This window comes from Chryseobacterium lathyri, assembly GCF_030812195.1.
Taxonomy (GTDB): Bacteria; Bacteroidota; Bacteroidia; order Flavobacteriales; family Weeksellaceae; genus Chryseobacterium; species Chryseobacterium lathyri_A.
The window spans coordinates 511,973-538,178 of record NZ_JAUSSF010000002.1 but is presented as its reverse complement, the minus strand read 5'-3'; the positions used below and the strand labels follow the sequence as shown (position 1 = coordinate 538,178).

At 37.7% G+C, this 26,206-nt stretch carries 25 protein-coding genes; 5 read left to right on the top strand and 20 right to left on the bottom strand.

Going from position 1 to position 26,206, the window contains the following annotated elements:
- Positions 1-4 precede the first annotated feature (4 nt).
- The gene (locus J2T03_RS12575; protein WP_111954251.1) at positions 5-334 is read right to left on the bottom strand and encodes a HesB/IscA family protein; all 330 of its coding nucleotides are present in this window, start codon (positions 332-334) and stop codon (positions 5-7) included.
- 145 nt (positions 335-479) lie between these two features.
- Here J2T03_RS12575 and J2T03_RS12570 point away from each other — a divergent pair, with 145 nt between their 5' ends.
- Positions 480-1,319, top strand: a complete 840-nt coding sequence (locus J2T03_RS12570) for a GLPGLI family protein (RefSeq protein WP_306840798.1) — start codon at positions 480-482, stop codon at positions 1,317-1,319.
- Positions 1,320-1,343: 24 nt separating this feature from the next.
- Here the strand turns inward: J2T03_RS12570 and J2T03_RS12565 are convergent, their stop codons facing one another.
- Both J2T03_RS12565 and ypfJ read right to left on the bottom strand, forming a co-directional pair.
- A complete protein-coding gene (locus tag J2T03_RS12565) occupies positions 1,344-1,652 on the bottom strand; it encodes a hypothetical protein (protein WP_306840796.1) in 309 nt (102 codons plus the stop codon).
- A gap of 165 nt (positions 1,653-1,817) precedes the next feature.
- On the bottom strand, positions 1,818-2,675 hold the full coding sequence (ypfJ, locus tag J2T03_RS12560; protein ID WP_306840794.1) for a KPN_02809 family neutral zinc metallopeptidase: 858 nt from the start codon (positions 2,673-2,675) through the stop codon (positions 1,818-1,820).
- 76 nt (positions 2,676-2,751) lie between these two features.
- Here ypfJ and J2T03_RS12555 point away from each other — a divergent pair, with 76 nt between their 5' ends.
- Genes J2T03_RS12555 through J2T03_RS12545 form a run of 3 tightly spaced genes read left to right on the top strand, consistent with a single transcriptional unit; the run spans position 2,752 to position 4,529 of the window.
- The gene (locus tag J2T03_RS12555; protein WP_306840791.1) at positions 2,752-3,072 is read left to right on the top strand and encodes a hypothetical protein; all 321 of its coding nucleotides are present in this window, start codon (positions 2,752-2,754) and stop codon (positions 3,070-3,072) included.
- On the top strand, positions 3,072-3,398 hold the full coding sequence (locus tag J2T03_RS12550) for a hypothetical protein (protein ID WP_307211519.1): 327 nt from the start codon (positions 3,072-3,074) through the stop codon (positions 3,396-3,398). The genes J2T03_RS12555 and J2T03_RS12550 overlap by 1 nt, the downstream gene beginning before the upstream one ends.
- A gap of 3 nt (positions 3,399-3,401) precedes the next feature.
- The gene (locus J2T03_RS12545) at positions 3,402-4,529 is read left to right on the top strand and encodes a glutathionylspermidine synthase family protein (protein ID WP_307211517.1); all 1,128 of its coding nucleotides are present in this window, start codon (positions 3,402-3,404) and stop codon (positions 4,527-4,529) included.
- Here the strand turns inward: J2T03_RS12545 and J2T03_RS12540 are convergent.
- From J2T03_RS12540 to J2T03_RS12475, 14 genes are all read right to left on the bottom strand, one after another.
- Entirely contained in the window at positions 4,519-6,597 is a 2,079-nt protein-coding gene (locus J2T03_RS12540; protein WP_307211515.1) for an LTA synthase family protein, read from the bottom strand. The genes J2T03_RS12545 and J2T03_RS12540 overlap by 11 nt on opposite strands.
- Positions 6,598-6,820: 223 nt before the next feature.
- The gene (ribH, locus tag J2T03_RS12535; RefSeq protein WP_307211513.1) at positions 6,821-7,339 is read right to left on the bottom strand and encodes a 6,7-dimethyl-8-ribityllumazine synthase; all 519 of its coding nucleotides are present in this window, start codon (positions 7,337-7,339) and stop codon (positions 6,821-6,823) included.
- A 3-nt stretch (positions 7,340-7,342) separates the two neighbouring features.
- Positions 7,343-8,050: a tetratricopeptide repeat protein gene (locus J2T03_RS12530; RefSeq protein ID WP_306840781.1), complete on the bottom strand. Its 708-nt coding sequence runs from the start codon at positions 8,048-8,050 to the stop codon at positions 7,343-7,345.
- 209 nt (positions 8,051-8,259) lie between these two features.
- A complete protein-coding gene (locus J2T03_RS12525; RefSeq protein WP_307211512.1) occupies positions 8,260-8,796 on the bottom strand; it encodes an adenine phosphoribosyltransferase in 537 nt (178 codons plus the stop codon).
- Positions 8,796-9,989, bottom strand: coding sequence for a hypothetical protein (locus J2T03_RS12520; protein ID WP_307211510.1), 1,194 nt, complete (start codon positions 9,987-9,989; stop codon positions 8,796-8,798). The genes J2T03_RS12525 and J2T03_RS12520 overlap by 1 nt, the downstream gene beginning before the upstream one ends.
- 247 nt (positions 9,990-10,236) lie before the next feature.
- Positions 10,237-11,049 carry an N-acyl homoserine lactonase family protein gene (locus tag J2T03_RS12515; protein ID WP_307211509.1) on the bottom strand — a complete coding sequence of 271 codons (813 nt, stop codon included), beginning with the start codon at positions 11,047-11,049 and terminating at the stop codon, positions 10,237-10,239.
- 69 nt (positions 11,050-11,118) lie between these two features.
- The gene (locus J2T03_RS12510) at positions 11,119-11,679 is read right to left on the bottom strand and encodes a Crp/Fnr family transcriptional regulator (protein ID WP_306840773.1); all 561 of its coding nucleotides are present in this window, start codon (positions 11,677-11,679) and stop codon (positions 11,119-11,121) included.
- Positions 11,680-11,904: 225 nt separating this feature from the next.
- On the bottom strand, positions 11,905-12,918 hold the full coding sequence (locus J2T03_RS12505) for a hypothetical protein (RefSeq protein ID WP_306840771.1): 1,014 nt from the start codon (positions 12,916-12,918) through the stop codon (positions 11,905-11,907).
- A 171-nt stretch (positions 12,919-13,089) separates the two neighbouring features.
- Positions 13,090-14,421, bottom strand: a complete 1,332-nt coding sequence (locus tag J2T03_RS12500; RefSeq protein ID WP_116010316.1) for a quinol:cytochrome C oxidoreductase — start codon at positions 14,419-14,421, stop codon at positions 13,090-13,092.
- Between the two features lie 8 nt (positions 14,422-14,429).
- Complete coding sequence (locus J2T03_RS12495; protein WP_306840767.1) at positions 14,430-15,140, bottom strand: c-type cytochrome; 711 nt, start codon at positions 15,138-15,140, stop codon at positions 14,430-14,432.
- Entirely contained in the window at positions 15,133-15,654 is a 522-nt protein-coding gene (locus J2T03_RS12490) for a DUF3341 domain-containing protein (RefSeq protein ID WP_184163928.1), read from the bottom strand. Before J2T03_RS12490 ends, J2T03_RS12495 begins: the two co-directional genes overlap by 8 nt.
- Entirely contained in the window at positions 15,641-17,038 is a 1,398-nt protein-coding gene (gene nrfD / locus J2T03_RS12485) for an NrfD/PsrC family molybdoenzyme membrane anchor subunit (protein ID WP_306840765.1), read from the bottom strand. Before nrfD ends, J2T03_RS12490 begins: the two co-directional genes overlap by 14 nt.
- Before the next feature lie 25 nt (positions 17,039-17,063).
- On the bottom strand, positions 17,064-20,129 hold the full coding sequence (locus J2T03_RS12480) for a TAT-variant-translocated molybdopterin oxidoreductase (RefSeq protein ID WP_306840763.1): 3,066 nt from the start codon (positions 20,127-20,129) through the stop codon (positions 17,064-17,066).
- Positions 20,130-20,152: 23 nt separating this feature from the next.
- Positions 20,153-21,514, bottom strand: a complete 1,362-nt coding sequence (locus J2T03_RS12475) for a c-type cytochrome (protein WP_306840761.1) — start codon at positions 21,512-21,514, stop codon at positions 20,153-20,155.
- Between the two features lie 182 nt (positions 21,515-21,696).
- On the opposite strand from J2T03_RS12475, the gene J2T03_RS12470 reads away from it, so the two are divergent.
- Positions 21,697-22,245 carry an SPOR domain-containing protein gene (locus tag J2T03_RS12470; protein ID WP_306840759.1) on the top strand — a complete coding sequence of 183 codons (549 nt, stop codon included), beginning with the start codon at positions 21,697-21,699 and terminating at the stop codon, positions 22,243-22,245.
- Positions 22,246-22,292: 47 nt separating this feature from the next.
- Here the strand turns inward: J2T03_RS12470 and J2T03_RS12465 are convergent, their stop codons facing one another.
- The 3 genes from J2T03_RS12465 to J2T03_RS12455 all read right to left on the bottom strand — a co-directional run bounded on the left by J2T03_RS12465 (position 22,293) and on the right by J2T03_RS12455 (position 26,188).
- Positions 22,293-23,570 carry a DUF6080 domain-containing protein gene (locus J2T03_RS12465; protein ID WP_307211508.1) on the bottom strand — a complete coding sequence of 426 codons (1,278 nt, stop codon included), beginning with the start codon at positions 23,568-23,570 and terminating at the stop codon, positions 22,293-22,295.
- Between the two features lie 75 nt (positions 23,571-23,645).
- Positions 23,646-24,560, bottom strand: coding sequence for a T9SS-dependent choice-of-anchor J family protein (locus J2T03_RS12460; protein ID WP_307211506.1), 915 nt, complete (start codon positions 24,558-24,560; stop codon positions 23,646-23,648).
- A gap of 86 nt (positions 24,561-24,646) precedes the next feature.
- Entirely contained in the window at positions 24,647-26,188 is a 1,542-nt protein-coding gene (locus J2T03_RS12455; RefSeq protein ID WP_307211504.1) for a protein adenylyltransferase SelO, read from the bottom strand.
- Positions 26,189-26,206: the final 18 nt, after the last annotated feature.

Here is a 26,206-nt window from a genome sequence, read left to right as displayed (position 1 = left end):
TTTTCTATAAAGAAAAACTCTCTCCACAACCACACGTTCTGGATGCATTAGGATTGTTAAAAACAAACCCCTTTCCGTTTAATCCTCCTGAGTATTCAAGAGTTGTTCCCGCTAAATAGAGGATAGATTTTTTATCTACAACAATTTTGATTTCATTATCTTCAAAAACCTGATCTGCATCTGTTTTTTTATTATCGAAACCTAAAACATATTCTAAACCAGAGCATCCTCCACTTTTTACCCCTACTCTTATATAATCCTCAGCAGCGTTGAAGCCATCTTCTGTCATCAGCTGAATGGCTTTTGCTTTTGCTTGATCTGATACTTTTATCATTGTATTTATTTAGAATGATTTAATTATGCAAAAATACGTACAATAATTAGGAAATAAAAATCCGGAATTTTATTTTATCGATTTTTATTATTGATGGCTTAACTTTGTTAACCTTTTGAAATCCAAACAATAAATTTATTCTATAATGAAAAAAATCGGCATCATTGTTTTAGCGCTGTTAATGCAGCATATTTCTGCACAGGCCAACCGGTTTGTTTATCAGGTTACCATGAAACCGGATGCGGAAAATAAAAATGATATTAAAACTGAAAATGCATATTTAGATATTTCCGCTGAAAAGTCTCTTTTTTATTCTGAAAACAGATATAAGAGAGATTCTATCCTGCAGAAAGCATTCCAAGGTGGAAGAGGTAGAGGTTCCGTAAGCAGAGAGCAAATGGAAGGAGTGAGAACCAATATCAATTATTCTGTAGAAAAAGATAAGGCCAATCAAAAAACCTACTTTAAGGACAGGATAGGCAGAGATATTTACACTTATGAAGAAGACCGTCCTCTGAACTGGAAAATGTCTTCTGAAACAACGAAAATTGGAGAATATAAAGTTCAGAAAGCAACAGCGGATTTTGCCGGAAGAACATGGACAGCCTGGTTTACTACAGATCTTCCTTATCAGGATGGACCATATAAGTTTGGAGGACTTCCTGGACTGATCGTGAAGGTAGAGGATGATAAAGGGGATTATTCTTTTGATTTAATGAAGAATTATAAAATTGCTGAAATTGTAACGCTCAACCAGTTTGGAAATACTTTGAAAGTAAAAAGAGCGGAATATGTAAAGCAGCAGGAAAAATTTAAAACAGATCCAATGGCATTCATGCAGAGTGGTGGCGGAGGCTTTCCAGCACCACCGCAGCCCGGTGGTGGCAGGGGCGGAAATCAGAACCCCGCGGAGATGAGGAAAAGAATGGAAGAAAGAGTGAAAGAGGAAGCCAAGAAAAACAGCAACCCAATTGAACTGCAATAAAAAAATAACCCCTGGAGAATTTCTTCAGGGGATTAATTTAATATGTGTTTTTTCCAAAATTATCTTATTGTAATACATTAATTCCGGTATAGCCACACAATTTTTATTAATAATACGGATATTATTTTTCGCAAGTAATGCTTTGTTATTTTCAGACAGTGGGAGCGTGCCAAAATGATAATATTTCATTCTCTTTTTGCTATAATCATTTGTAGCAATTTTCTTCATATTCAAAAAAGGGGCATCACTTTTTTGAATACTAGAATATTCGGCCGCTGGAATATGAATACAGAAAAAGAGTGCAATAATAATGTTGAAGCTTTTATTTTTCATTTTTATTATAAATGGTGAAGGCAATATATAAAATTGTGAGCAAATGTTTCTAGTTTCTGAATCCACAAAGCTGAAGCTCCGGATCTTCTATCTTCGACATTATACGAGTGTCATGGTGTATGTTTCATTTTCCACCAATCTAAGAAAAGTTTTTTTAACACCAAATTATTTTAAAAGCTGGTTGAAAGTATCTCCCTGTTTAATGTCTCCAGTGTTGTATCCTTTCATAAACCATTCTTTACGTTGCGCGGATGATCCATGGGTAAAGCTTTCCTGGTTGACATAACCCTGAGATCTTTTTTGAATATTATCATCACCTACAGCTTCAGCTGCTTCTATTGCAGACTGAATATCACCCGGCTCTAAGATATGTTCTCTGCTGTCTGTCTGCTTAGCCCAAACACCCGCATAGAAATCTGCCTGTAATTCTGTTGCTACGGAAACTCTGTTCATATCTGCTTCAGAATACCTTCCGCTTCTCCTTAAGGCATCTACTTTCTGAGTAGTTCCTAAAAGAGTCTGCACATGGTGACCCATTTCGTGAGCCATTACATAAGCAATGGAAAATTCAGTAACCTGTGCACCAAATTGTTGTTGAAGCTCTTTAAAAAAGCTCATATCCATATAAACCTTTTGATCCGCGGGACAGTAAAAAGGTCCCATGGCAGCTTGAGCTGTTCCGCAGCCGGATTGCGTTGTACTTTCAAATAAGACAACTACGGCAGGTTGATATTGCATGCCGTTTTCAGCAAAAATTTTGGTCCAGGTCTGTTCATTTTCAGCAGTAACCATTTCTACAAATTCACGAATCTTAAGCTCACTGGCAGTTAATTCTCTCTGTTCGGTAGGAGAAGAATGACCTCCTCCTGAAGAAAGTAAAGATGATGGGTCTCCACCCAAAAAGAATATAATTGCAGCAATGATCAGGGTCCCCAAACCACCTCCTACAATAGCTCCACCGCCTCCACCACCAGATCCTCGTCTATCGTCTACGTTGTCGCTTCTATCGTCTGTCCATTTCATAATAAAAATTTTTGTCCTGTAAATTTAAAATAATATCATTACCAAATTACTACTTTTGTGAAAAATTACAGCCCACGTGAAAAAAATTAAACTTTGCCTGCTATCAGTTGGGATCATGGCATTTACAGCTTGTAAAAAAGAAAAAGAAGATGAAGTAAATAGTGTAGATAAGAGTGGCTCTATTGAAACGGTACTTTCTGTTGAGCATCTGGATACTGCAGATATTCTTATCACTAAACATAAGATCTGGAAAGATAAAAAGCTTTTTAAAGAGATCGTTAAAAAAGATACTATTCCTGGTTTGGGGGATACCCTTGTTGGCGGAGAAGACCGTGACGGCAATGACCATATTGCCAAAACGAAAAAAGATTATGAATTTTTTATAACGGTTCAATAATGAAAAAGTCCAGTTCTATAAAATTACTTTTCGTAACAGGAGTATTGGCTGCCTGCTCCCAGGAAAAGCCTAAAGATCAAAAAGAAAAGAAAGTATATATGAGGTCTGATACTACAGCCTCTTATACGAGGAGTCATGGTTTTTTGGCAGGAGTCCTTCTTTATCATGCATTCAGACCTTATGGGGCTTATAGCTACGGATCTTATCAAAAAGCTGGCTATTACAGTGATGCGATAAGCACAAAATCTAATATCGGCAGAAATAATTACAAAGGAAATGTAATAAGAGGGCAATTGGGGAAAAGTGGCTTCAGTGCCTCATCATAAATTATGGAAAGAATTCAGTCACAGTTCAGAAAAAACTGGCAGCATAAACTAGAGAACTTAGGTTTTGGCTATCATTCCCTGGATGGTCTTTATTGGGATGAAAGTCATTATTACCAGTTCAGTCCGGAGGAAATTAATACAATAGAAAACGCCACTGCAGAACTCTGGCAGATGTGCCTGGAAGCTGTAGATCATATTATAGCTAAAAACCTTTGGAAAAAGTTCAATATTCCTGAGTGGTTCCGGAATTATATCATTACAAGCTGGGAAGAAGACCACCCTTCTATTTACGGAAGATTCGATTTTGGATTTGATGGCAAAAATTTAAAATTACTTGAATTTAATGCTGATACCCCGACATCACTATACGAAGGTTCAGTAATACAATGGTATTGGCTCCAAGAGTTGTTTCCATATAAAGATCAATTTAACTCCATACATGAAAAATTGGTAGGTTATTGGAAGCATCTTAAAAATTACATGAACCCGCATCATATTTATTTTGCATCCCTTACCAATATTGAAGATGTCACCAATGTGGAATATATGCGTGACTGTGCTTCTCAGGCAGGATTTGATACGGAATTTATTCCGGTTCAGGATATTGGCTGGGCTGAAGATATTTCAGAATTCGTGGCCGGTGACCGGTCAATCATGGAATATATTTTCAAGCTTTATCCTTATGAGTGGATTCTTGCAGACGGTTTTGGAGAAAAACTCGTGAAAAACGGTTTCAGATCCCAATGGATTGAGCCGGCATGGAAAATTTTACTTTCTTCCAAAGCTCTTCTTCCGATCCTTTGGGAAATGTATCCTAATCATCCTAATCTGCTGGAGTCTTATTTTGAACCTAGACATCTTAAAGATTTTGCTAAAAAGCCCATCTATTCCAGAGAAGGGGCAAATGTAATCCTATATAAAAATAATATCCCGGTTGAGGAGAACGATGGAGTATATGGCAAAGATGGTTTTATTTACCAGCAGTTATTTGATCTCCCCAATTTTCAGGGTAATTATCCGGTGATTGGCAGCTGGGTGATAGGACAGGAGCCTGCTGGTATTGGGATCAGAGAAAGTGTTCATCTGATCACCAATAATCAGAGTCGTTTTGTTCCTCACCTTATCGGTTAAGTTTCTTTTCTTTAAGCCAGAATGAAGTGGACTGGTAGGCAGAAACAGCATCATTGACCAGTTTCTGATCAGGATGTTTCATCAGCTTTTCATGATAATAAAGTCTGAATTCAGGAGCAAGACTGCTGGATTCCAGCTGTAAAGAATATTGTTTTATCTTTTTAATAGGTGAAATGATTGTAAGGTATCCGTCTTTTACCAGACCAAGATCCTGGTAAGTTGCGATATAAGCTTTAGGCTGGAATTCTTTTTTGAAGACATCCTGGCCAAGAAATTTAGATGTATAATTGAAATTCAACAATCCGAAAAGAGTTGGCATTATATCTATCTGAGACATCAGCTTGTCAAACTTTTGAGGCTGTATGAAGCCTTCTGAAAAAATCATTGCCGGAATTCTGTATTTGTCCATTGGAAGTTCTGTTTTGCCCGCACTGGACGCGCAGTGGTCGGCAATGATTACGAAAACCGTATTTTTATACCAGTCCTGTTTTTTAGCCATTTCAAAGAATTTCCTAAGTGCATAATCAGTGTATTTTACGCCTCCGTCGCGGGATTTTGCCGTTCCCGGAATGTCAATCCTCCCGTCCGGATAGGTAAAAGGCCTGTGATTGGAAACGGTCATCCAATGATTGAAAAACGGCTTTCCAGATTTGGCTTCAGCATTCATGGTTTGGATTGCTTTTTTAGCCATATCTTCATCGGCAACGCCCCAAACATTGGCAAAGGTGATCTCTTCGGGTTTAAAATTGTTTCTGTCGACAATATCATAACCGTTTCCGGCAAAAAAGTCCTGCATATTATCGAAATAGCTGTATCCTCCATACAGAAATTTTACATCATATCCTTTAGATTTGAATACACTTCCCGTTGTGAATTTATTTTTGTTATCATCTCTTTTGATGACACTTTCACCTGCAGTAGGAGGGATGCATAGTGTTAAAGCTTCAAGCCCCCTTACAGTTCTGTTTCCTGTAGCATAAAGATTGGTGAACATTATAGAACGATCTGCCAGGCTATCCAGGAAAGGAGTAATCTTTAAAGTGCCTCCATAATGTTTCATGAAATCTGCTGATAAGCTTTCAATAGAGATCAGGACTACATTTTTCTTAAGTTCCGGCTGTTCTGAAGTCACATTTCTTGATAATGACGGTTCGGCATACAGGCTCAAAAAGTTCTTTTCAGCTTTCTGCTGACTTATCTGCGGGTAAAACTGTAAATAATCCAGCTCATTATGGGTAAAGGCCCAATAGAATTTTGGAAGTCCGTTATTTTCGATTTCATCAGCAAAAACATTGTTTGATCTGATTTGCATACATGAAGTTACTCCAAAAAGGCTGATGCTGCCAAGAACAGTAAACGTTCCCAGCAATATCATTTTCTGTTTAAAATTTGGAAGCTCTAAAAGTTCGTCTTTCGTTTTCTTATAAATGAACCATGTCACTGCTAAAGTGGCAATTAGAATAGCCAAAAACAAGGGGATGACAGGATAGCTTTCTATGATGTTCCCGATAACCTCATTAGTATATATCAAATAATCTACAGCGATAAAATTATAACGTACCCCGAATTCATTATAGAAGAAATATTCACTTACTGCATTAAAGATGATGAGAAGAACATAAAGCAACAGGGCAATAAAATATAATATATTACGAATCTTTATCCTTTTTGAAGGAAGAAAAAGCATCAAACCAAAGAAAATAATTTTGACTCCTACAAAAGCAAGGACCACTTCTGTAACAGATCCACCATACTGATCGAAAATATTATTTGGAATGAGTAGAATGTATAAGAAAAACAAGACTAGGATTCCAAAATTAATATACCCATACGGTTTTTTATATTTTGAATTGGACAGGAATAAAAAGTAAGCAGCTAATAATGTGCTTGCTAATGTGAAAACAAAAATGTCGTTCAACAGGCCAATACATATGACTTTAGTAATTTCAAGAAAACCAAAGCTTACGGTTGTAATAGGGTGGAGTAGAAAAATGATCCGTAGTATCAATGAAATGATCAGATAGAAAATCCCTAAATATAGGAATGGTTTTATTTTCCTTTGAAACATGTACAATAAGTCTGAGTTAATTCGCGCAAAGATAGTTTTTGTCTGCAACTTTTAATGAAAAAAAGCAGAAATCTGATATTTCTTATAATTTTTATGAATTATTAATAAATAATTAATTTATTCCATAATTGCGCAAACGAGTAGTAGAAGAGGAAAAAACATTATAAAAATAAAAAAGGACTATTAAAAAAATAGCCCTGTATGTTGTTAAAATGTATTAAGATTAAGAATGTCCGAAGCCGATATTCCCTTTTTTGTCTGACATGCTTTTTTTGAAATCAATCATTCTAAGTGCGGTTACGGCTGCTTCTACACCTTTATTTCCTAAATCTCCGCCGCTTCTGGCAATAGACTGTTCTTTAGTGTCATCCGTCAATACGCAGAAAATAGTAGGAGTATCCGTTAGGATATTACAGTCTTTAATACCTTGTGCTACTGCAGAGCAGACAAAGTCAAAGTGGGGGGTTTCGCCTCGGATCACACATCCGATAGCAATTACTGCGTCGTATTTTCTTTCTTTGCACAGCTGCATGCTGGCGTAGTTCAGCTCAAATGCGCCCGGAACCGGGAAAAGCTTAATGTTTTCTGGTTTTACCCCTTCTTTTTCAAGGATTTCAAGGGCTGCATCACGAAGATTGTACGTTATAAAATCATTCCACTCAGAAAAAACAATGCCGATAGAAAAATCTTCGGCATTTGTTATATGAAGTGGCTTGTAATCGGAAAGATTAACTGTTGCCATTTTTTAAAAGTATTTAGTCATTTCAATATAAGAATCAGACATTCCGTTATCATAGTCCTGATATTTCTCGTCAATTGCAGAGAAATATTTTTTAGCTTCTGCATTTTTCTTTAATCCTAATGCCACAATACCTGCTTTTCTTGTGAAATAGTAAGTGGTGTAAGGATCGTCTGAAGCAGTTGATGCTTTGTCCAATAAGGAAAGAGCTTCGTCATTTTTATTAAGACCTGATTTTGCATCTGCCATAGCACCGAATTTCAAAGCCATTAAAGTTTTGTTGTCGGATGAAAATTTGTCTAAAAGATCATAGGCTTCCTGAAATTTTCCTTCTTTGAATTTTAATAAACCTGCATTGTAAGCAGAAAGTTCACCAATCTTCGTGTTTGAATATTCATTATATGTCCCTACAAAACCCGGGTTGGCTGCAGATTTTCCGCCTAAAGCTTCTTTATCCTTACCCTCTGTTTGTTTTTTCTGAGCAGCAAGGAAGCTTTTTACAGCTTCAACGTTCTTAGGAGCTACTACAAACTGTTTGTAAGCAAAGAACCCTAAAACACCCAAAACCAATACCCCAAATACAATACCTATTTGCTTTGAATATTTCTCAAGGAATCTCTCAGTGTTTAAAGCCTCTCTGTCAAGGTCTTTAAAGAACTCAACTGTTTCTTTACCTTCTTGCTCATTTGGAGCATTCTTTCCCAATTTTGCCATAAATTCTTAAAAATTGAAATGCAAATTTAATTGTTTCTGAATGATTTACAAAATACTTTGAAGTATTATTGTGAAAATGTTGTGGATTGTCAAATATGAATGGTAAAAACGCTCCGACTCTGGTGTACGTGACATATTAATATTATATTTTTAAAGTCCATTAACTGTTGTCATGCTGGCCGGAGTTGTCCTTTTTCATATTCCTTGGATTAAAATTCTAAAATGTTATAGATTTCAGCATTGAATTTTTTCAGTTTTTCATGACCCTCCAAATTTTTCAGACCAATAAGAAAACTGAATTGCGAAACGGTTGCCCCTTGCTTTTCCACAAGTTTGGCGGCTGCCTCTGTAGTTCCGCCGGTTGCCAGAAGGTCATCATGGATCAGGATCCTCTGGCCTTTTTTGATCTGTCCTTCACGGGTTTCAATGATAGCACTTCCGTATTCAAGATCATATTTTTCTGAAGCGACCGGTGGGGGAAGCTTTCCTGCTTTTCTGATTAAAATGAAAGGAACTTCCAAAGCAACGGCTATGGCAATTCCGAAGAGATAACCACGACTTTCTATTCCGCATACGGCATCTATTTTTCCTTTACTGAAAGCGGCGAGTTCTGTGATGACATCCTCATAAAGCTTCGGATCCAGGAAAATAGGTGAAATATCCTTGAATTGAATTCCCGGGATGGGAAAATCAGGAATGTTTTCAATGGTTTGTTCGAGTCTTTTGATCAGTTCTTGTGAAGCCATTAAGGGTTTATTTTATAGCTGGAAATTTTCCAGTCTCCATTTACATTTTTAAGTCCGAAAGTTACCTTTAAAGAAGTTGTTTTTCCGTTCTTATCTGTTACGTCATATGTTGCGTTTACACTGGCGCCGCCAGAATTGGCAGCATTGGTGGTAATATTTTTTACACTTACATTTTTTACAGATCCAAAGCCTGAAGTAGGATTGGAGAATGATTCGTAGCTTCCCCAATTAGGGTTGCTTGAAGTTTCATAGGCTGCCTTAAGGTTTTGAGAGCTTACACTGCTTAAGAACTTACTTACTGTGCTTTTAGGATCTGCTGCCGGCTGTTTAGGAGCAGTTGGTGCTGTGGTAGGAGCGTTTGGATCCGCAGGTGTTGTAGCTGTAGGATTATTTGGATCGATTACAGCGTTAGGATCCTGTGTCACGGCCGTTGAATCATTTTTAGGTACAGCAGGAACTTTTAAGGCTGACGGATTGACATCGAGTCCTATCTTAGACATTTTGAATGTCTTGGCCGTAGTTTTTACTGAAACGGTAATATCTATTTTATTGTCTACCACTTTTGCTGCAGGAATTGAAGAGAATTTTAAATTGAATCCCTTAAAATTATTATCCTGCATCAGGTTTTTTGCTGTAGAAAGTTTTACCCCATTACTGAATACTTCCAAAGTAGCTTCCAGTCCCGCCCCGGTAAATGAAACAGGGTTTCCTGAACCATCTACAAGTCTCGGTACGATCTGAATGGCTATAGGAGCTCCGGATCCGTCATCGCCGGTTGGTCTGGTGATAATGCTTAGTGAGCTTGCCTTTACATCATTTGCATCGGTTTCTTTAGCTTTATCATCCCCGAAGATATTCATTTCTCCAAGAGAAGGTGGGGAGGTACTGGCCCATTCGATTCCGTTTTTCTGTGCAACTTCATCGGCCAGTGTAAGGATTTCAGGCACCTTTTTTCCGTCGATAAGCTTTCCAAGAGCTTTAAGTTCTTCCACATCACCGTCTGCCTCTACACCGAACGTCTTCAGAATATAAAGCGCTTCATTGAATTTAATCTGTTTAATTGTTGAAAGGCTTGAAGTCATATCATTGATACTTGACTGCAGCGTTTTAGTATTCGTAGCATCTACATGATCCTTCCTGCATGCTGTAAATAGCAACAGACTGAGAACAAGTAGAAAAGAAAACTTTTTCATTTTATTTTGTTTATTGCAAATTTAATAAAACCTTTATTAATAGTGAGTTTTTATTTTTCTTTTATGTTTTTAGTGAAAAAAAGTAATTGATCATTGAAGTATTTAAGAAGGGAATGGTGAAATACCCGAATCACCGGAGCTGATTTTATGTGGTTTAAAATTATTGGATGGCATTAAATTAAATGATAATGAGAACTTTCAATAATCATTGACTCTTGTCTTTCTGAAAAATATTTTTTTGGAATTTCTATAGCTCTATAACATGAGGCTTCATTTCAGGATCATGATTGGCAATGGCTTCTATACAAGTTGGTTTTTCACTTTCACTTTTAACCCACTTTAATGAGTTTGCTACTCTATGCTTATCTACCTGAACACCGGGTAAAATCATCTGTTCCCACGATTTTTTTGCATAACCTACGTCACTGGCTAAGAGTACAAAATTTTCTTTATTTTTTATTATAGTCGATGCAAGTCCCATTGTATGACCTGGTGTAGAAACAAATACTACTGTTCCGTCATCAAACAAATCGTAAGACAACCCTTCCGGCCCTATTCCTGTCTTGTTAAAGCTAAATAATTCAAAATCAATGCCCTTCCACATGCTTTTTACATATCGCATTGATCTATCCTGGGTTTCTTTCCATTCTAAATCACTTACCAGAATCTTTTTAGCATCTTTTACCAGCTTTATACCACTTACATGGTCAGCGTGCATATGGCTTAGTACTAAATAATCAATATCGGAGGTTTTATACCCTAATTTTTCTAATTGCTCGTTTATAGCATCGCCATCCGGTAACAAAGCTCTGCTTACAGAATATTGCAGAAATCCGAGATGCTCTTTCTGATGGCTTCTAACATCAGAATTCCATCCTGTATCTATTAGAACAAGACCTTTTGGGTGTTCTATTAAATAAACTGAAACAGGAAGCCAAACCTGATGTTTTTTGCTTCTAAATAATCCTGTATAGGCTAAAGGATTAATGCTGTTTTCGTGAAAAGGGAGTGAGCTATCTACTCTTACCTGCCCGCAATGTAATATGTGTACCTTGATCATTATGAATTTATTTTTGGGTAAATTTATAATGACTTTTACAGGAGATTTTTGATTGAAATCAAAAGCGGGTTATTTTTTATTTCTCAATCTACTTAATGTCTCTTGCGTCATTCCCAGATAAGAGGCGATATTTCCCAATGGAACATCTGAAAGATAATCGGGCATTTCGAGCAGAAAGGCTTCATATCTTTCTTTTGGTGTTTGAAATTTAAGGTTGTAAATCCGGTCATTTGATTTTTTGATATAGTCAATCATTCCACGATAAATGAATTCCTGCATGGATGGATTATTACTGATAATATTGATCCACTGTTCGTAGTCAATTACTGCAACCTTTGTTTCCGACAATGCCTCAATTCCGAACTTACAGGTATTATGATAAAAAATGCTCTCAATGGGAAGCCCTATCATATTTTCCTGCAAAAAATATAAAGTTACGTCTTTCTCTTTTTTATTATAAAATACTCGTGCTATGCCCTGTTCAATAAAATAGAGCTGTTTGGAAGTATTTTCAATGCTCAGAATTAATTCTTTCTTAGGAATTTCTTTTCTACGGATACATTTTGCCAATTCTTTCGCCTCAATGTCATTCAATAAGTTCTTTGATTCAAAAAAATCTACAATGTTCATGTTTGTAAGGTGTAATGTTTATAAATTTCACTAAAGTCCGAACAACTTACTAAGTAGTGGAATGAAAAGCCGGAACTTTCAATTACTTACTACCGTGTAAAACAGCGACGGTTTACTAAATTACAAAAACAAAAATATAAATAAGCGATTTCTAAGATCCGAATGCATAAATAGGCGCCGGCGCTTTTTGCTGAACTGTTTAATGGCGGTTGTCTTTCTGAGTTCCTATTTCTTATTCGGCTGCTCTTTCAGATCATCTTTGAAAAAGGAGCTGAAAATATTCTGCATATTGGGAAAAGAAGATTCTTGCCAGTATTGAGTTTTGTAATTGCTGTTATCCTTATTGAATTTTACTTTTTCTATATCATCATTGTTACTGAAATTAAGTTCTGATGGATAAAAGTTATTGTAAAGAATGATCTGGTTGTAATTCGGTTCGCTTTTGTGTTTAAGTTTTACAAAAGCTACCTCATTGTATTCAAGGAAATCTTTCAGGCTTTTTTCTGACCCTTTTTCAAAAGACATATTGAGTATCGTCCGGATATCATAAAATCTGAATCCGAACATGGAAAACTCTTTTTCCTGAAGAGCGGCTCCTGTTACTTCAATCTGATCTTTGCGGTCGCCTTTTAGTTCTTTGATGGTATTTCTTTTGGTCTTGTATTCTTCGGGATTTCCTACATTTTTGAGCTTCGGGAGCTGTAAGGAGCTGCCGTAATCCCATGTTGAGGTTTCTTTCTTTTCATTTTTAACTTCTAACCTGAAGACTCTATATTGCTCAACATTTGTACTTTTTAGTTTTTTGGTTTTGTTATCGAAAACATAAGTTACGACTCCATCTGCGTAGCTGTTGAGCTTATTGTTCACTGTTACGTAGGCATTGAAATTTCCTTTGATAACAATATATTTTGCTGGCTTTGTATTCTTAATGACTACGGTTTCTATTTCCTGGACCTGATCATTGATTTTAATGACCTCCTGACTGAGCTCTGAATAGGAGAGAAGGGCAACAGGGAAGTTATTGTAAACCAGTTGGAACTTTTCCTGAGCAGGGGATATTGCCTGTTTATCAATTTTTCCGTCAATATCAGAAAAAGCAAGGATACTTCCGTCTTTCCCAAAGACTGAAACTTTAGGAAGTGGTTTATTCGTTTGCTCTGACACGAAAGTTATGGTTTGTGCCTGAATGAGGCTAAACAGGAAAATGAACAGGGTAGAGATCAGATAGTTTCGTTTCATAATGATATTCCGTTTTAGTTTGGTTTTGATGAAATAATTTATCAGCTTTATTATGAAGACATCCAAAATTCAAAATGGTTGCCTGAACAGTTTAAATATTCACATATATGGCATAAAAAAAAGACTGATCATTACAATCAGTCTTTTTTATTTTATTTCTGTTACAAATCCTTAGAAAGGATACTCATAAATTTCAGATTCGTGTAAGAATGGGTTTCCTGTAGGGATCAACTTTAATTTAGATAAAGCGCTTAATACAGTAAACATAAATAATCCTGCTACGAATAGAACAGCTCCCGCTATTAATAGGAATACTTCAGGATTTTTCCAGTAAGGTCCAACCGTTCCCGGCATTACCATGTTGAAGTAATCTAAAAGGTGACCTAAAATAACCACTACAGCCATTGTTGTTACTACTTTGTAGTTTCTCTTGATGCTGCTGCTTACTAATACCAATAAAGGCAATAAGAAATTGATGATCAGCATTGGTAAGAATGTAGGTCCGTAGTGTTGGAATCTTCCAAAGAAGTAGTTAACTTCTTCCGGAACGTTCGCATACCAGTAAAGCATGAACTGAGCAAACCAGGTATACGTCCAAAGCATACTTGTAGCGAAAAGGAATACTCCTAAATCGTGTAAGTGGTTGTCATTGAACTGAGGTAAGAACCCGTTTTTCTTCAGATAAACACTTAGAAGGATGATCACAGCGATTCCACTTGAAAGGCAGCTTACCATTGAATACCAGATATACATTGTAGAATACCAGTGAGGGTCAATAGACATTAACCAGTCCCAAGCCCAAGCAGCAGAAGCAAATCCGAAGAAGGCAATGTATCCTACAGCCCATCTGTAAAGCATCTGATAATCTACTTTAGATTTAGTTTCATCTACTTTCTTAGACTGGGCTTTAAGTTTCCATGCAAAGAAAGAAGCACCTACTACATAAATGATCGTTCTGATAGCATAGAAAGGAATGTTTAAGAATCTTTTCTTTTCGAAAAGGATCACATCGAAATGTGCAGAATTAGGATCTGTCAATTCAGGATCCATCCAGTGGAATAAGTGGCCATTGTGAGTGATATTCAATATCATCATAATAACCAGAATGGCACCACCATATGGGATATAAGAAGCAATAGCTTCCATTACTCTTGTAATAATAATAGGCCAACCTGCGTGTGCAGCATGCTGAATACAATAGAAGAACAATACAGCACAACTAACTCCAAAGAAAAAGACAGCTACAAAATGCAGCGATGCCAGAGGCTGGTTGTGAACCTGAAGCTCTGCATGTTCTAAGTGAGAAGCATGATCCTGAGGTCCTACCATTTCACTTGAGTGTGTAGGGGCAGTATGGCCAGCAGAATGAACCGCTTCCATCATATGCTCTATTCTCTCAGTAGTCATTCCTTTATTCATGAAGAAGCCGATAGCAAATAGAACTAAACCTACAACAAGAAGGATTATAGAAGTTGATTTTAATTTTGGTGAAAAACTATACATTTCTTTTCTTATTTTTTAGTTGCGGTAGTAGTCTCTGTTGTTTCGGCAGCTGGTGTAGCTGTAGCCGTTGTAGCTGCTGCGGGTGCTGCTGCTCCTTTTTTGAAGGCATTCATCACATACATTGCTACTCTCCATCTGTCACCAGGGTTAAGCTGGCCAGCATAAGATCCCATTGCATTTCTACCGTTAGTTAATACATAATGAACAGATCCTACAGTAAGTTCTCTGTCAGCATAGTTGGGTACACCAGAGAAAGCTCCGCTTTGTACAATTGGTCCTTGTCCATCACCTCCAGTTCCGTGGCATGTTGCGCAAGTACGATCAAACAGCATTTTTCCTCTTTCAATATCTTTAGCAGCATTAGCCGGGTTAAGAGGGGATACTGTCAGATTCTTGGAAGCATCATATCCTGCATTGTATTGATCTGCATTTTTAGGAAGTAAGCCTTCTTCAAAGATTCCATCTTTATTTTGAGCAACTGATCCTTCTACGGGAGCAAGACCTGTTGCAAAACTATTTTTAACGAAAGCAGGAATTTCATTTTCATGATCTGAGTAGGCATCCTGAGCTTTCATCAATGGATCGTAAGCTACAGGAAAGTACATATCAGGAAAATATACCAATGGTGTATTTTCTTTTGGTCCGCAAGAATTAAGTAAAACCGTTGTTAAACCTAAAACAGCTGTAATTTTTAATACATTCTTTTTCATTTTAAGCATCTTTAACAGTTATTTCTTCAACCCCGGTTTCAATCAGCAACTGCTTTACAGACTCTACGTCATCAGTTACAAATTCCATCATGAATTTATCATCAGTAGTTCTTGGATCTGGGTTCTGAGCCGGAGCTCCCGGATACATTTTATTTCTTACTAAGAAAGTTAATGACATCATGTGAGCAGCACAGAATACCATTAATTCAAACATTGGAACTACGAATGCGGGCATGTTGTGTGCCCAGTCAAAAGCAGGTTTACCACCAATATTCTGAGGCCAGTCATGATTCATTACATACCATGTTACAGTAGCACCAATGGTGACCCCGTAAAGAGCGTAGAAGAATGCAGCATCAGAGATTCTGGTTTTCTTTAACCCTAAAGCTTTATCAAGTCCGTGAACCGGGAATGGAGTATAAACTTCGTTTATCGCAATTCCTTTATCGTTGAATGCTTTAACGCCGTTCATCAAATCGTCGTCGTCAGCATAAAGTCCGTATACAATTTTAGTGGTGCTCATCTCCTTCTTTTGCTTTATAAGTTTCACCTGAAATTTTCAGAATCGATTTTAATTCAGCCTGTGCAATTACAGGGAACGTTCTTGCGTATAGTAAGAATAATACAGAGAAGAATCCGATTGTTCCTAAGTATACACCCACATCAATGATCGTTGGTTTAAACATAGTCCAAGATCCTGGTAAGTAATCTCTGGAAAGGTTGATAACGATGATGTCAAAACGCTCGAACCACATACCGATGTTGATGATCAATGCAATAATAAATGTTGCAATAATATTTGTTCTTATTCTCTTGAACCAGAATAGCGCAGGAATAATTAAGTTACAAGATATCAATGCCCAGAATGCCCACCAGTAAGGTCCTACAGCAGCACCCGGAGAAAGGTATGTAAAGTCTTCGAATCTTGATCCTGAGTACCATCCGATGAAATATTCGGTAGCATACGCCACAGTTACCATACCCCCTGTTAAGATAATTACGATGTTCATAATTTCGATATGATACATTGTGATGTATTCTTCAAGGTGACATACTTTTCTGGCAACCAGCAATAAGGTCTGTACCATTGCGAATCCTGAGAAGATTGCACCGGCAACGAAGTAAGGAGGGTAAATTGTAGAGTGCCATCCTTTAATAACCGAAGTTGCGAAGTCAAAAGATACCGTGGTGTGTACGGAGAATACAAGTGGAGTTGCTAAACCTGCAAGAACCAAAGAAAGCTCTTCGAATCTCTGCCAGTGTTTTGCTTTACCACCCCATCCGAATGCCAGGAATGTATAGATTTTTCTAGTCCAAGGAGTTTTAGCTCTATCTCTGATCATTGCAAAGTCAGGGATTAGTCCCATGAACCAGAATACAGTTGATACTGAGAAATACGTTGAGATGGCAAATACGTCCCAAAGTAGAGGAGAGTTAAAGTTCCCCCAAAGAGAACCAAACTGGTTAGGTAAAGGGAATACCCAATATCCTACCCAAACTCTACCCATATGGATTACAGGGAAGATTGCCGCCTGTACTACTGCAAAGATCGTCATTGCCTCTGCAGATCTGTTTACAGACATTCTCCAACGCTGTCTAAATAATAATAATACTGCGGAGATTAGGGTCCCGGCGTGACCGATACCTACCCACCATACGAAGTTGGTAATATCCCAACCCCAGTTAATAGTTCTGTTAAGCCCCCATGCTCCAATACCTGTTCCGATAGTATAAGCGATACAGCCAAATCCGTAGATGAATAGAACTAAGGCTGCATATAGTGATACCCACCATAATTTACCTGCTCTTTCTTCGATAGGTCGTGCAATATCTTCTGTGATATCGTGATAAGTTTTGTGACCAATAATTAGAGGTTCCCTTATCGGAGCTTCGTAATGTCCTGACATTTTTTACCTATTTATTATTTAAACTTTATTTTTCTACTCTGTTTCTTACTTTAGTGTGATAGAACACGTTTGGTTTTGTGCCGATCTCCTCTAGTAAATAATATCTTCTGTTGCTGGAATATAATTCTCTCACTTCAGATTCTTTGTCATTCATGTCTCCAAACGTCATTGCTCCGGTAGAACAAGCAGCAGCACAAGCACAAGAATTTTTGAATTCACTGTCTGTTACTTTTCTGTTATCTCTCTTAGCAGCTAGGATTGTAGCTTGAGTTTCCTGGATACACATTGAACATTTCTCCATTACCCCTCTCGTTCTTACCACCACATCCGGGTTAAGTACCATTCTTCCAAGATCGTTATTCATGTTGAAATCGAACTTGTCATTCAGGTTATAAGTAAACCAGTTGAAACGTCTCACTTTATAAGGACAGTTGTTAGCACAATATCTTGTACCGATACATCTGTTGTAAGCCATATGGTTCTGACCTTGCTTACCATGTGAAGTAGCCGCTACCGGACATACTGTTTCACAAGGAGCGTGGTTACAGTGCTGACACATTACCGGCTGGAAGATCACATCCGGATTGTCTGCAGGGTGGTTTAGTGCACCTCCGTCTCCGAATGCCGTACCATACAATTCAGGTACTGCCATTCCTTCTTTCAATCCTTCGTATACTTCTACTTTCTGTCTTGAAGAATAGTAACGGTCAATTCTTAACCAATACATATCTCTGGACATTCTGATCTCTTCTTTACCTACTACAGGAACGTTGTTTTCTGCCTGACAAGCAATGATACATGCTCCACAACCAGTACAAGAGTTCAAGTCGATTGATAAGTTGAAGTGAGGTCCGTCCGTATCATCGAAAGCATCCCAAAGGTCAATTTTTCTAGCTGGAAGAGCTCCACTGATCGTGTGATATTCCAAAGGCTTGTTCCATCCTTTGTGCTCATCATCAAATGCTACGGTTAAGAATTCTGCCAAAGGAACTTCTTTAGCGATTTCATAACGTCCCATCAATGTATTCTGAAGCTGGATACCTGCAAATTCGTGGTCTTCTCCTGTTTTTTCGATTTTAACTCCTGAAACAGTTAAGTTAGAACCGTCAAATAATGGATAAGCGTTTACACCTGTATCAGCAGTAGTTCCTGAGTTTTTCTTACCATATCCAAGCGCAAGACCTACAGATCCTTCTGCCTGTCCTGGCTGAATGAATACAGGAACATCTTTTATTGTTACTCCGTTTACAGTAAGATTTACGATAGAACCGTCCAGCTGCATTCTTGCATTAAGATCATTTTCAATCGCGAATTTTTCTGCATCTTTAGGAGAAATAGTCAAATAGTTATCCCAAGACATTCTTGTGATAGGATCCGGCAATTCCTGAAGCCAAGGGTTGTTAGCCTGAGTACCGTCTCCCATTGAAGGCTTGGTGTATAATACTAATTCTAATTCAGAAGCTTTGAAGTTTCCTAGTTCAGCAATAGCCTGGGCAGCATTTCCTCCGGCGTAAGATAATGCAGTTGCATTATTTGAAGTAGTGATACCGTTATATAAAGCTTTGTTGAAAGAAGTAGATCCTAAAATAGAAGCAGAGCTGGCTTTCAGATAATCATAATAATTATTGGCAGCATTGTTCTTTCCGTTTTTCCAAACCAATAAGGATTCTTCAATCTGTCTTGATTTGTAGATCTTCTGGATCGTTGGCTGCATCAATGAATATACTCCGGTCTGAGGCTCAATATCACCCCAAGACTCCAGCCAGTTAGCTACCGGGATTACAGCTTTCGCTGCTTTGTACATTTCATTTTTCTTATCAGCTACCGCTACTACACAAGCAACTTTAGCCAAGGATTTTTTGAAATCTTCTCCTTTTGGATGAGAGTAGATTGGGTCTACATTGTTAGCGATCAATACGCCAACCTGACCTGCATTTACCCATCCTAAGAATTCCTGATATCTTGCTTTATCAAATTCTTTCAGGAAGTTAGCTTTACCAGTGAAAGCAACTGAACCTAATTTTTGGTTGATTAAGTGTGCTAAAACCTGTGCTCCTTTAGAACCGTCTGCTAAAACAACAGCTTTGCTGCCTTTTGCTTTAAGTTCGTTTGCTATTTCAGTAGCAGTCTTGTCTGAAGTACCTCCACCTACGATTGCATTGTAAACTTCAACTAATGTTTTGTTTACAGCACTTGGCTTTAATCTGTATCTTGAGTCAGCGTTAGCACCAGTCAATGACATGTTGGATTCCACCTGAATGTGTCTCAACATGTTTGGTCCAGGCTTTCTTGCTGCTGCGTAAGATGTTTCTAAGCTTGAAGCATTATAATCTCCTAAGAAATCCGCCTGGAAAGAAACAACCAGCTCAGAACCTTTAAGATCATATACCGGCAATGCTCTCTGTCCGAATACTTCCTGAGCTGCATCTAAAGCTGCAGAGTGAGGATAAGCATCATAAGTTACAAGTTCAGCAGTCGGATATTTAGCTTTGAACTCAGCAAATAACTTTTTGAAAGTAGGGGAAGGGAAAGAGTGTGACAAAAGCACGATCTTTTTACCTGCTGCATTAGCATCTGCCAGCCCTTTCAGTACAAAACTGTCTACTTTATCGAAAGTTTCATCTTTACCGTCCAGTTTAGGCTGCTTTACTTTATCGTTATCATAAAGAGAAAGTACACTTGCCTGAGCTCTTGCGTTAGTTTTTCCTAAATCTCCTGCTGCCGGGTTCGGATCTATTTTGATAGGTCTTCCTTCACGGGTCTTTACTAAAACGCTGGCGAAGTCGAATCCGTCAAAATAAGTTGAAGCGTAATAATTCGGAACCCCCGGAATAATATCGTGTGGTTTTACCACATAAGGAATCGTTTTGATCACCGGAGCTTCACAGGCAGCCAATGTTACGGCTGCTGTAGAGAATCCTAATATTTTTAAGAAATCTCTTCTTGAAGTACTGGATCCGTTCTGTTCAGCATCTCCAAGGAAATCTTCTACCGGAATTTCTTCCTGAAACTCTTTCTGAGCCAGCTTATTGTTCAAAGCCGGATCTTTAAGTTCATGAATACTTCTAAATTGTATTTTGTTTGAAGCCATTTATACTTCTAATTTTTTAGTTATTAATAATGACATTTACCACACTCAAGACCTCCAATTGCATCTACAGTGATCTTACCGCCATCCTGAGGATATTGTTTTTTCAACTTGTCATGTAGATTCTTGAAGTATTCTTTATTATAACCGTTGTTCATATCAACCTCAGTAGTTCTGTGGCACTCGATACACCATCCCATAGTGAAGTCATTAGCCATCTGAACAACATTCATTGTATCAATTTTTCCGTGACAAGCTTTACATACAACATCAATTTTGTTGTTTGGATTCTTTTTGTTGAAAGAATTAATGATTGCCTGCTCACCTGCTACTACGTGCTGAGAGTGGTTGAAGTACACGAAGTCTGGCATGTTGTGGATTCTGGTCCATTCAACCGGCTGTGTTTTTCCAGTGTACTGCTGTTTTGCAGGATCCCAGCCTGTTGCAGCATAGATCTTCTGGATCTCACCGTCGTAGAATGCTTTATCTTTTCCTGGCTCCATGTAATGCTCTGCGTTATACTCAGAAATTGTTCTGTGACAGTTCATACAAACGTTCATGGAAGGAATTTCAGATACTTTTCCGTATTTGGCACTGGAGTGACATAACTGACAGTCAATCTTTTGCTCTCCAGCGTGAATTTTGTGAGAGAAGTAAATAGGCTGCTCTGGCTTATATCCTTTGTAAACCCCGATCCACATGATCCAGTTCCAAACTCCATAAGCGGCCAGAAGGGCAAGGATTGCCAATACTCCTTTACCGATGTAATGGTATTTCTCATAGATTTCGCTGAAAGATTTAACTCTTGTTTCGTTAAGTCCAGCTAAGTCTTCAGACTGACCTAATTTAACCAATTGTCTCAGTTTAATTAAGATCCAAACTAATAAAGCTGCTATTGCAATAAGCGAAATGATAACAACGCTTGTTGTTGTTTTGTCTGCCGGCGCTGCAGCTGCTCCGTCTGTTGCAGTTGCCTTGTCGTCAGTTTTAGCTGGCTCGGGAGCCGGAGGATTAGTTGTATACTCTAAAATATCGTCAATATCCTTCTCTGTAAGATTAGGAAACTGTAACATTTCAGTCTTGTTATACTTTTCAAAAATCTCATTGGCGTATTTATCTCCAGAAGCTCTAAGAGCTTTATTGTCTTTGATCCACTTATGAAGCCAATCTTTGTCTACACCACCTTCTGTCTTTACTCGTTCTACAACCCCTTTCAAAGGAGGCCCTATTACTTGTTTGTCCAGCGCGTGACATGCAGTACAATTCGCTTTGAAAAGTTTTTCGCCGTTTTTAGGATCGCCGTCTTGCCCGTAAATTGAAGCACTGGTTGATAGCAATAAGCCTATCGCGATCAACGTTTGTTTATAATGCTTTCTCCAACTAATCATTTAAATTATCTTATGTTAGTAAAATATTGAACCAATCAATTCCGCAAAAATAATATTTTTAACAGGAATTTAACGGTATATGGAAAAGGGAAAATATCATTTACGTTTAATTTGTATTGATTCTAAATAGTGTTGTTTGGTATAATTTTTTAATTTTAATAGATTTGCAGAAACAAGTTTAAATGAGAAATTTAATCAAAATATTTTCAATATTATCTTTATTTGGGTTTTATAGTGTTGAAGCCCAACAGGTTGTTCAGAAAGATACGCTGGCGGGAACGGAGCTAATTATGACTATGGATTCCAAAGTAAGTACTGCTTTGGGAGGTATTGAAGACAAATGTTCAAGAGCTGCAGGTGGTCCTTCGGTGAGGGAAAATAATACGGACAGTGGAATTGTGACGAGTCCCAAGCCTCCAAAGATCTATGTTCCAAGCAGGGAATTGAGTAATGCGGAAATCTGTCGTAAGAATCCGAGGATTTTAGGATTTAAGATCCAGATCACAACAGTAAAAAGTAATGAAGAGGCCAACGAGGTGAAATCTTATTTCAGAAAAAGATTCCCGAACCTGAAAGTGGAAACAGATGCTTCTTTAAGACCGAATTATAAGATTCTGGCAGGAAGTTATTTTACGAAACAAAGTGCAGCTTCAGATCTGTCAAAAATAAGAGAATACTTCAAATCAGCGATCGCTGTACAGTACAGGATTTTCTGTTCTGAAGCGAGATAGCGAGAATAGCATAAACAAACTAAAGCTGAGAATTTTCTCAGCTTTTTTTATTGGTAATAAGTATTTAAAAACTGGAAGAAGTCGGACATTCTGAACAGATTATTAGTCAGTAGAAAAACAAACAGAATAACCATTGTCACCATTAAAAATGATAAGGTTTTTGGCTTTGATCTATAAGCGTAAAAAAGCCATCCCAAAAGCAGCGGATAAACAAAAACAAAGTGTCCTCCGTAGATGTAAGAAGTATGAAGCCCAAATCGCATAATGCAGTGAATGACAATATCAAACAGGAATGAAATAGCTATGATCTGCACCAGCTTATTCCTGAAATTTTTAAAATAACTCCACAAAATAAGGCTTAATAATATCATAACAAAGGCGTAACAAACCGGTGATGAATAGGACTCCATTAAAAGGCCTTTGAAATTAAATCCTTTCATATTATGTTTGTCCGTAGTCATGAAACTGGGAAGCAGAATACTGCCCCCGAAAAAATAAGAAAGCATCATATCCCAATCCGGAATGGATTCTACATTGGAGAACTTTTCATACTGCTGGTTGGTTTTTGAGAAAATATTTTCATATTTAAAATCAATCCGGAGTAAGTAAAGAAATACAAAACAGGCTGTGGCAAGTATAACACGAAAAACTGTGTTTCCGAATTTTTTCCAGCTTCTGAAAACATCCTTTTCAAATAAAACGGGAATAAAAACTTTAGCCAGATTGGTGATGGTAAGACCTCCGATGGTAATTCCGGCAAGCGTTAAAGCAGATCCGGGAATCTTTTCTTCTTTCCTGAGTTTTACGGCTGCATAATAATTGTAAATACACAGCAACAGCAGAGTATAAGTGAAATTCTCCGGAGTGAAAGAAAGAATAATACTGGTGGAAAAAATTCCAAAAAACAAAATAAGAAATAAGGCAATCATTAGCGGAAGCCTGATGATGTTCTTCAGATACTTGAAAATCTGAACAATGCATAAACTTATGGCGATATTACTCAGCCATGCCAGGGTAAGCCTGAATGTAGCATCCATTTTTCCACCCGAAACAAAAAGAGAAAACTCCCGGACCCAATTGAAAAAATAATAGGCCAAAGGATGTCTTTCGAAGCTTCCGCCTGTCATTACAATCGCTTTGTTATCAAAGCTGAAATAGGCATCCCAGGGAATTCTGTTGTCAAAAATGATCCTGTAATGAAGTGCGATATAGGTGCCCAGTATTCCATAACAAAGCAGGAAGAACATGAATACTGCCAATTCTGTGTGGGAAGATGGAAAGACCTGTTTTAATAGGTTGATGAGTTTTGTTTTAATAAAAGACACGTGTCAGTTTTTTGCAAAAATAAAATAAAAAAGCTCACCATGTCCGGTGAGCTTTAAAGATTATAGGGAAAGTAATTATTCTTTAATTACTTTTTCTGTCGTAGTTGTTCCATCTGCAAATTCAATCTGAAGCAAATAGGCTCCTTTTGAAAGAGAGGAGATGTCTACTTTTTCAGATGTTGATTTCAATACTGATTTTCCGGAAAGATCTAAAACTTTTGAAGATTTGATCTTTTTATCAGTTTTAATATTGATCTCTCCTTTTGTTGGGTTAGGATAGATGTTTGTTATTTTTGCTTTTGTTCCTATTTCATCTGTTGAAAGAGTTCCAGTTGTGATTTTTACATCATCAACCATAAACATATAAGTATCAGAAGAAACGCACTGAATGCCAATACGAACTGTTTGCCCTGCATAGGCATCTAAAGAATATGTTTTTTGTTCCCAGTTTGGGTAAGGGGCTAATAATGAGGTAGCACCTGAAATAATAGTGAAATTTGCAGAAGATGTAGGGGTACCTGAGCCAACATATACACCAATTTTATACTTCTCAAGTCCATACGAGTTAGACATTGATTTTACCCATAATGAAAGTGAATTAGAAGCGGCTCCTAATGTTACCGAAGGAGATATAAGCCAGTCATTGTTAGCAACAGCGACATCAGGAACACCTGCCCAGCAAGCAGCATATTTTTGACCACTGTGAGGATCAAAATTTCTTACCTCCGTTCCTGATGTTGCATTGGTTACAGCAGCAGCAGTAGGGTTGAAAATTTGAAATGCCATAGGGGCACCAGCATTATTCCATAATGGATCGTCTGTTCCCCCTGTATAAGTGTTAAGTTGGTCTAGATCTAATGTTTGCCAGTTACCAAATCCCGTAATTACAAAATCTGTGTAAGAATCAAAATTTTCATTTAATAATACTGTTTGTGCTTGAGTAGCGGCTCCGGTAAGCATTAAGCTTAGAGATAGTAGAAATTTTTTCATAATATTAATTTTTGATAAAATTAGTAAAAATTAACAATATGATATAAAAAATTCAATAAAAGTGAATGAAATTTTTGCTTTATCTGTCAAGAGCTGCAAGAAAGTGTAGAACATCCACTGGTGTCATCATAGGCTGCAGGCCTTTTTACAGAAAATTCAGGATACAATTCTTCATAAGGATTTTCTAAGGCACGGGTGAGTTTTCCGAGCATTTCTGTTTTTCCGGTATTAATCTCTTCGATGCACTGATAAAGAAGATAATTTCTCAGTGTGAATTTCGGATTTGACTGTCTCATCAGTGATAATGACTCTTCTCTTGAAATCGTATTGGATAATAGTCTTGCTTCATATTTTTTTGTAAAATCTTCCAACTTTTTGATTTTGTCGTCATTCAAAAAAGAATAGGAAATATCTTCAAAAAGAGATTTAATATCACTATTGGTATTAAATTTTTCCAGCTGATTAAAAAATAGCGTGTAATCAAGGTGAAATTCCTGCATCAGTCCCTGCCAGTTGGTGAAAAAATCTTCATCGCCTTCTCTAAGTTCATCGAATCCGAATTTTCTGCAGAGCATTTTATCATGGGCTTCCCAGAAATAGCTTCCATAGTGGTTTAAAGTATCTTCTAAGAACTTTTCATCTTTGATCAGCGGGTGAAGGGCATTGGCCAGCTGCCAAAGGTTCCACTGGGAGATCTGACCTTGTTTTCCAAAAGCATATCTCCTTCCCGGAAGATCAGTTGTATTCGGGGTAAAATTCAGATCATATTCATCCATCATCGAATAAGGTCCATAATCTATGGTCAGGCCTAAAACAGACATATTATCGGTATTCATGACACCATGTACAAATCCTACCCTGAACCATTCGGTCATAAGATCTGCTGTTCTGATGCATATTTTTTCAAAAAAGTCTTTATATTTCTGAATTCCGTCTGTTGTGATTTCCGGATAATAATTTTCAATAGTGAAATCTGCCAGATCCTGCAGGGTATTATACTCTCTTTGTGCGGAGAGCAGTTCAAAATGTCCGAAACGAAGAAAGCTTTCTGCAGTTCTGATCACGACAGCCCCTTTTTCCAGCTGAGGGTTTCCGTTATACATCATATCTCTTACCACATCTTCACCGGTAAAGGCAAGGCTTAAAGCTCTGGTGGTAGGAACTCCAAGATGGTGCATTGCTTCACTCATCAGATATTCACGTACGGAAGACCTCAGCACTGCTCTCCCGTCTGCATGCCTTGAATATGGAGTTGCCCCAGCGCCCTTCCATTGGATTTCTGTTTTCTTTCCATCTTTATTGATGATCTCTCCGGCAAGTATTGCCCTTCCGTCTCCAAGCTGCCCGGCCCAGTTTCCAAACTGATGTCCTGCATAAGCCGTTGCGTATGTTTTTACATTTTCAGGAAGATTGTTTCCTGCCAGAAAATCCAGATCTTTTTCTTCATATTTTCCCAGTCCGATCTCTTCGGATAAAACTTCATTAAAAGCAATCAATTCTGGTCTGTCAAAACCTGCCGGTTTTACTGTTGCGAATAAAACTTTCGGAGTATTTCTCTGAATTGGGTTGTTGGAAAGGTCTCCAGGAAATATATCGGTAAAAGGCTGTTTGATCTGTTCAGTATTCATAGGTCAAAGGTATTAATT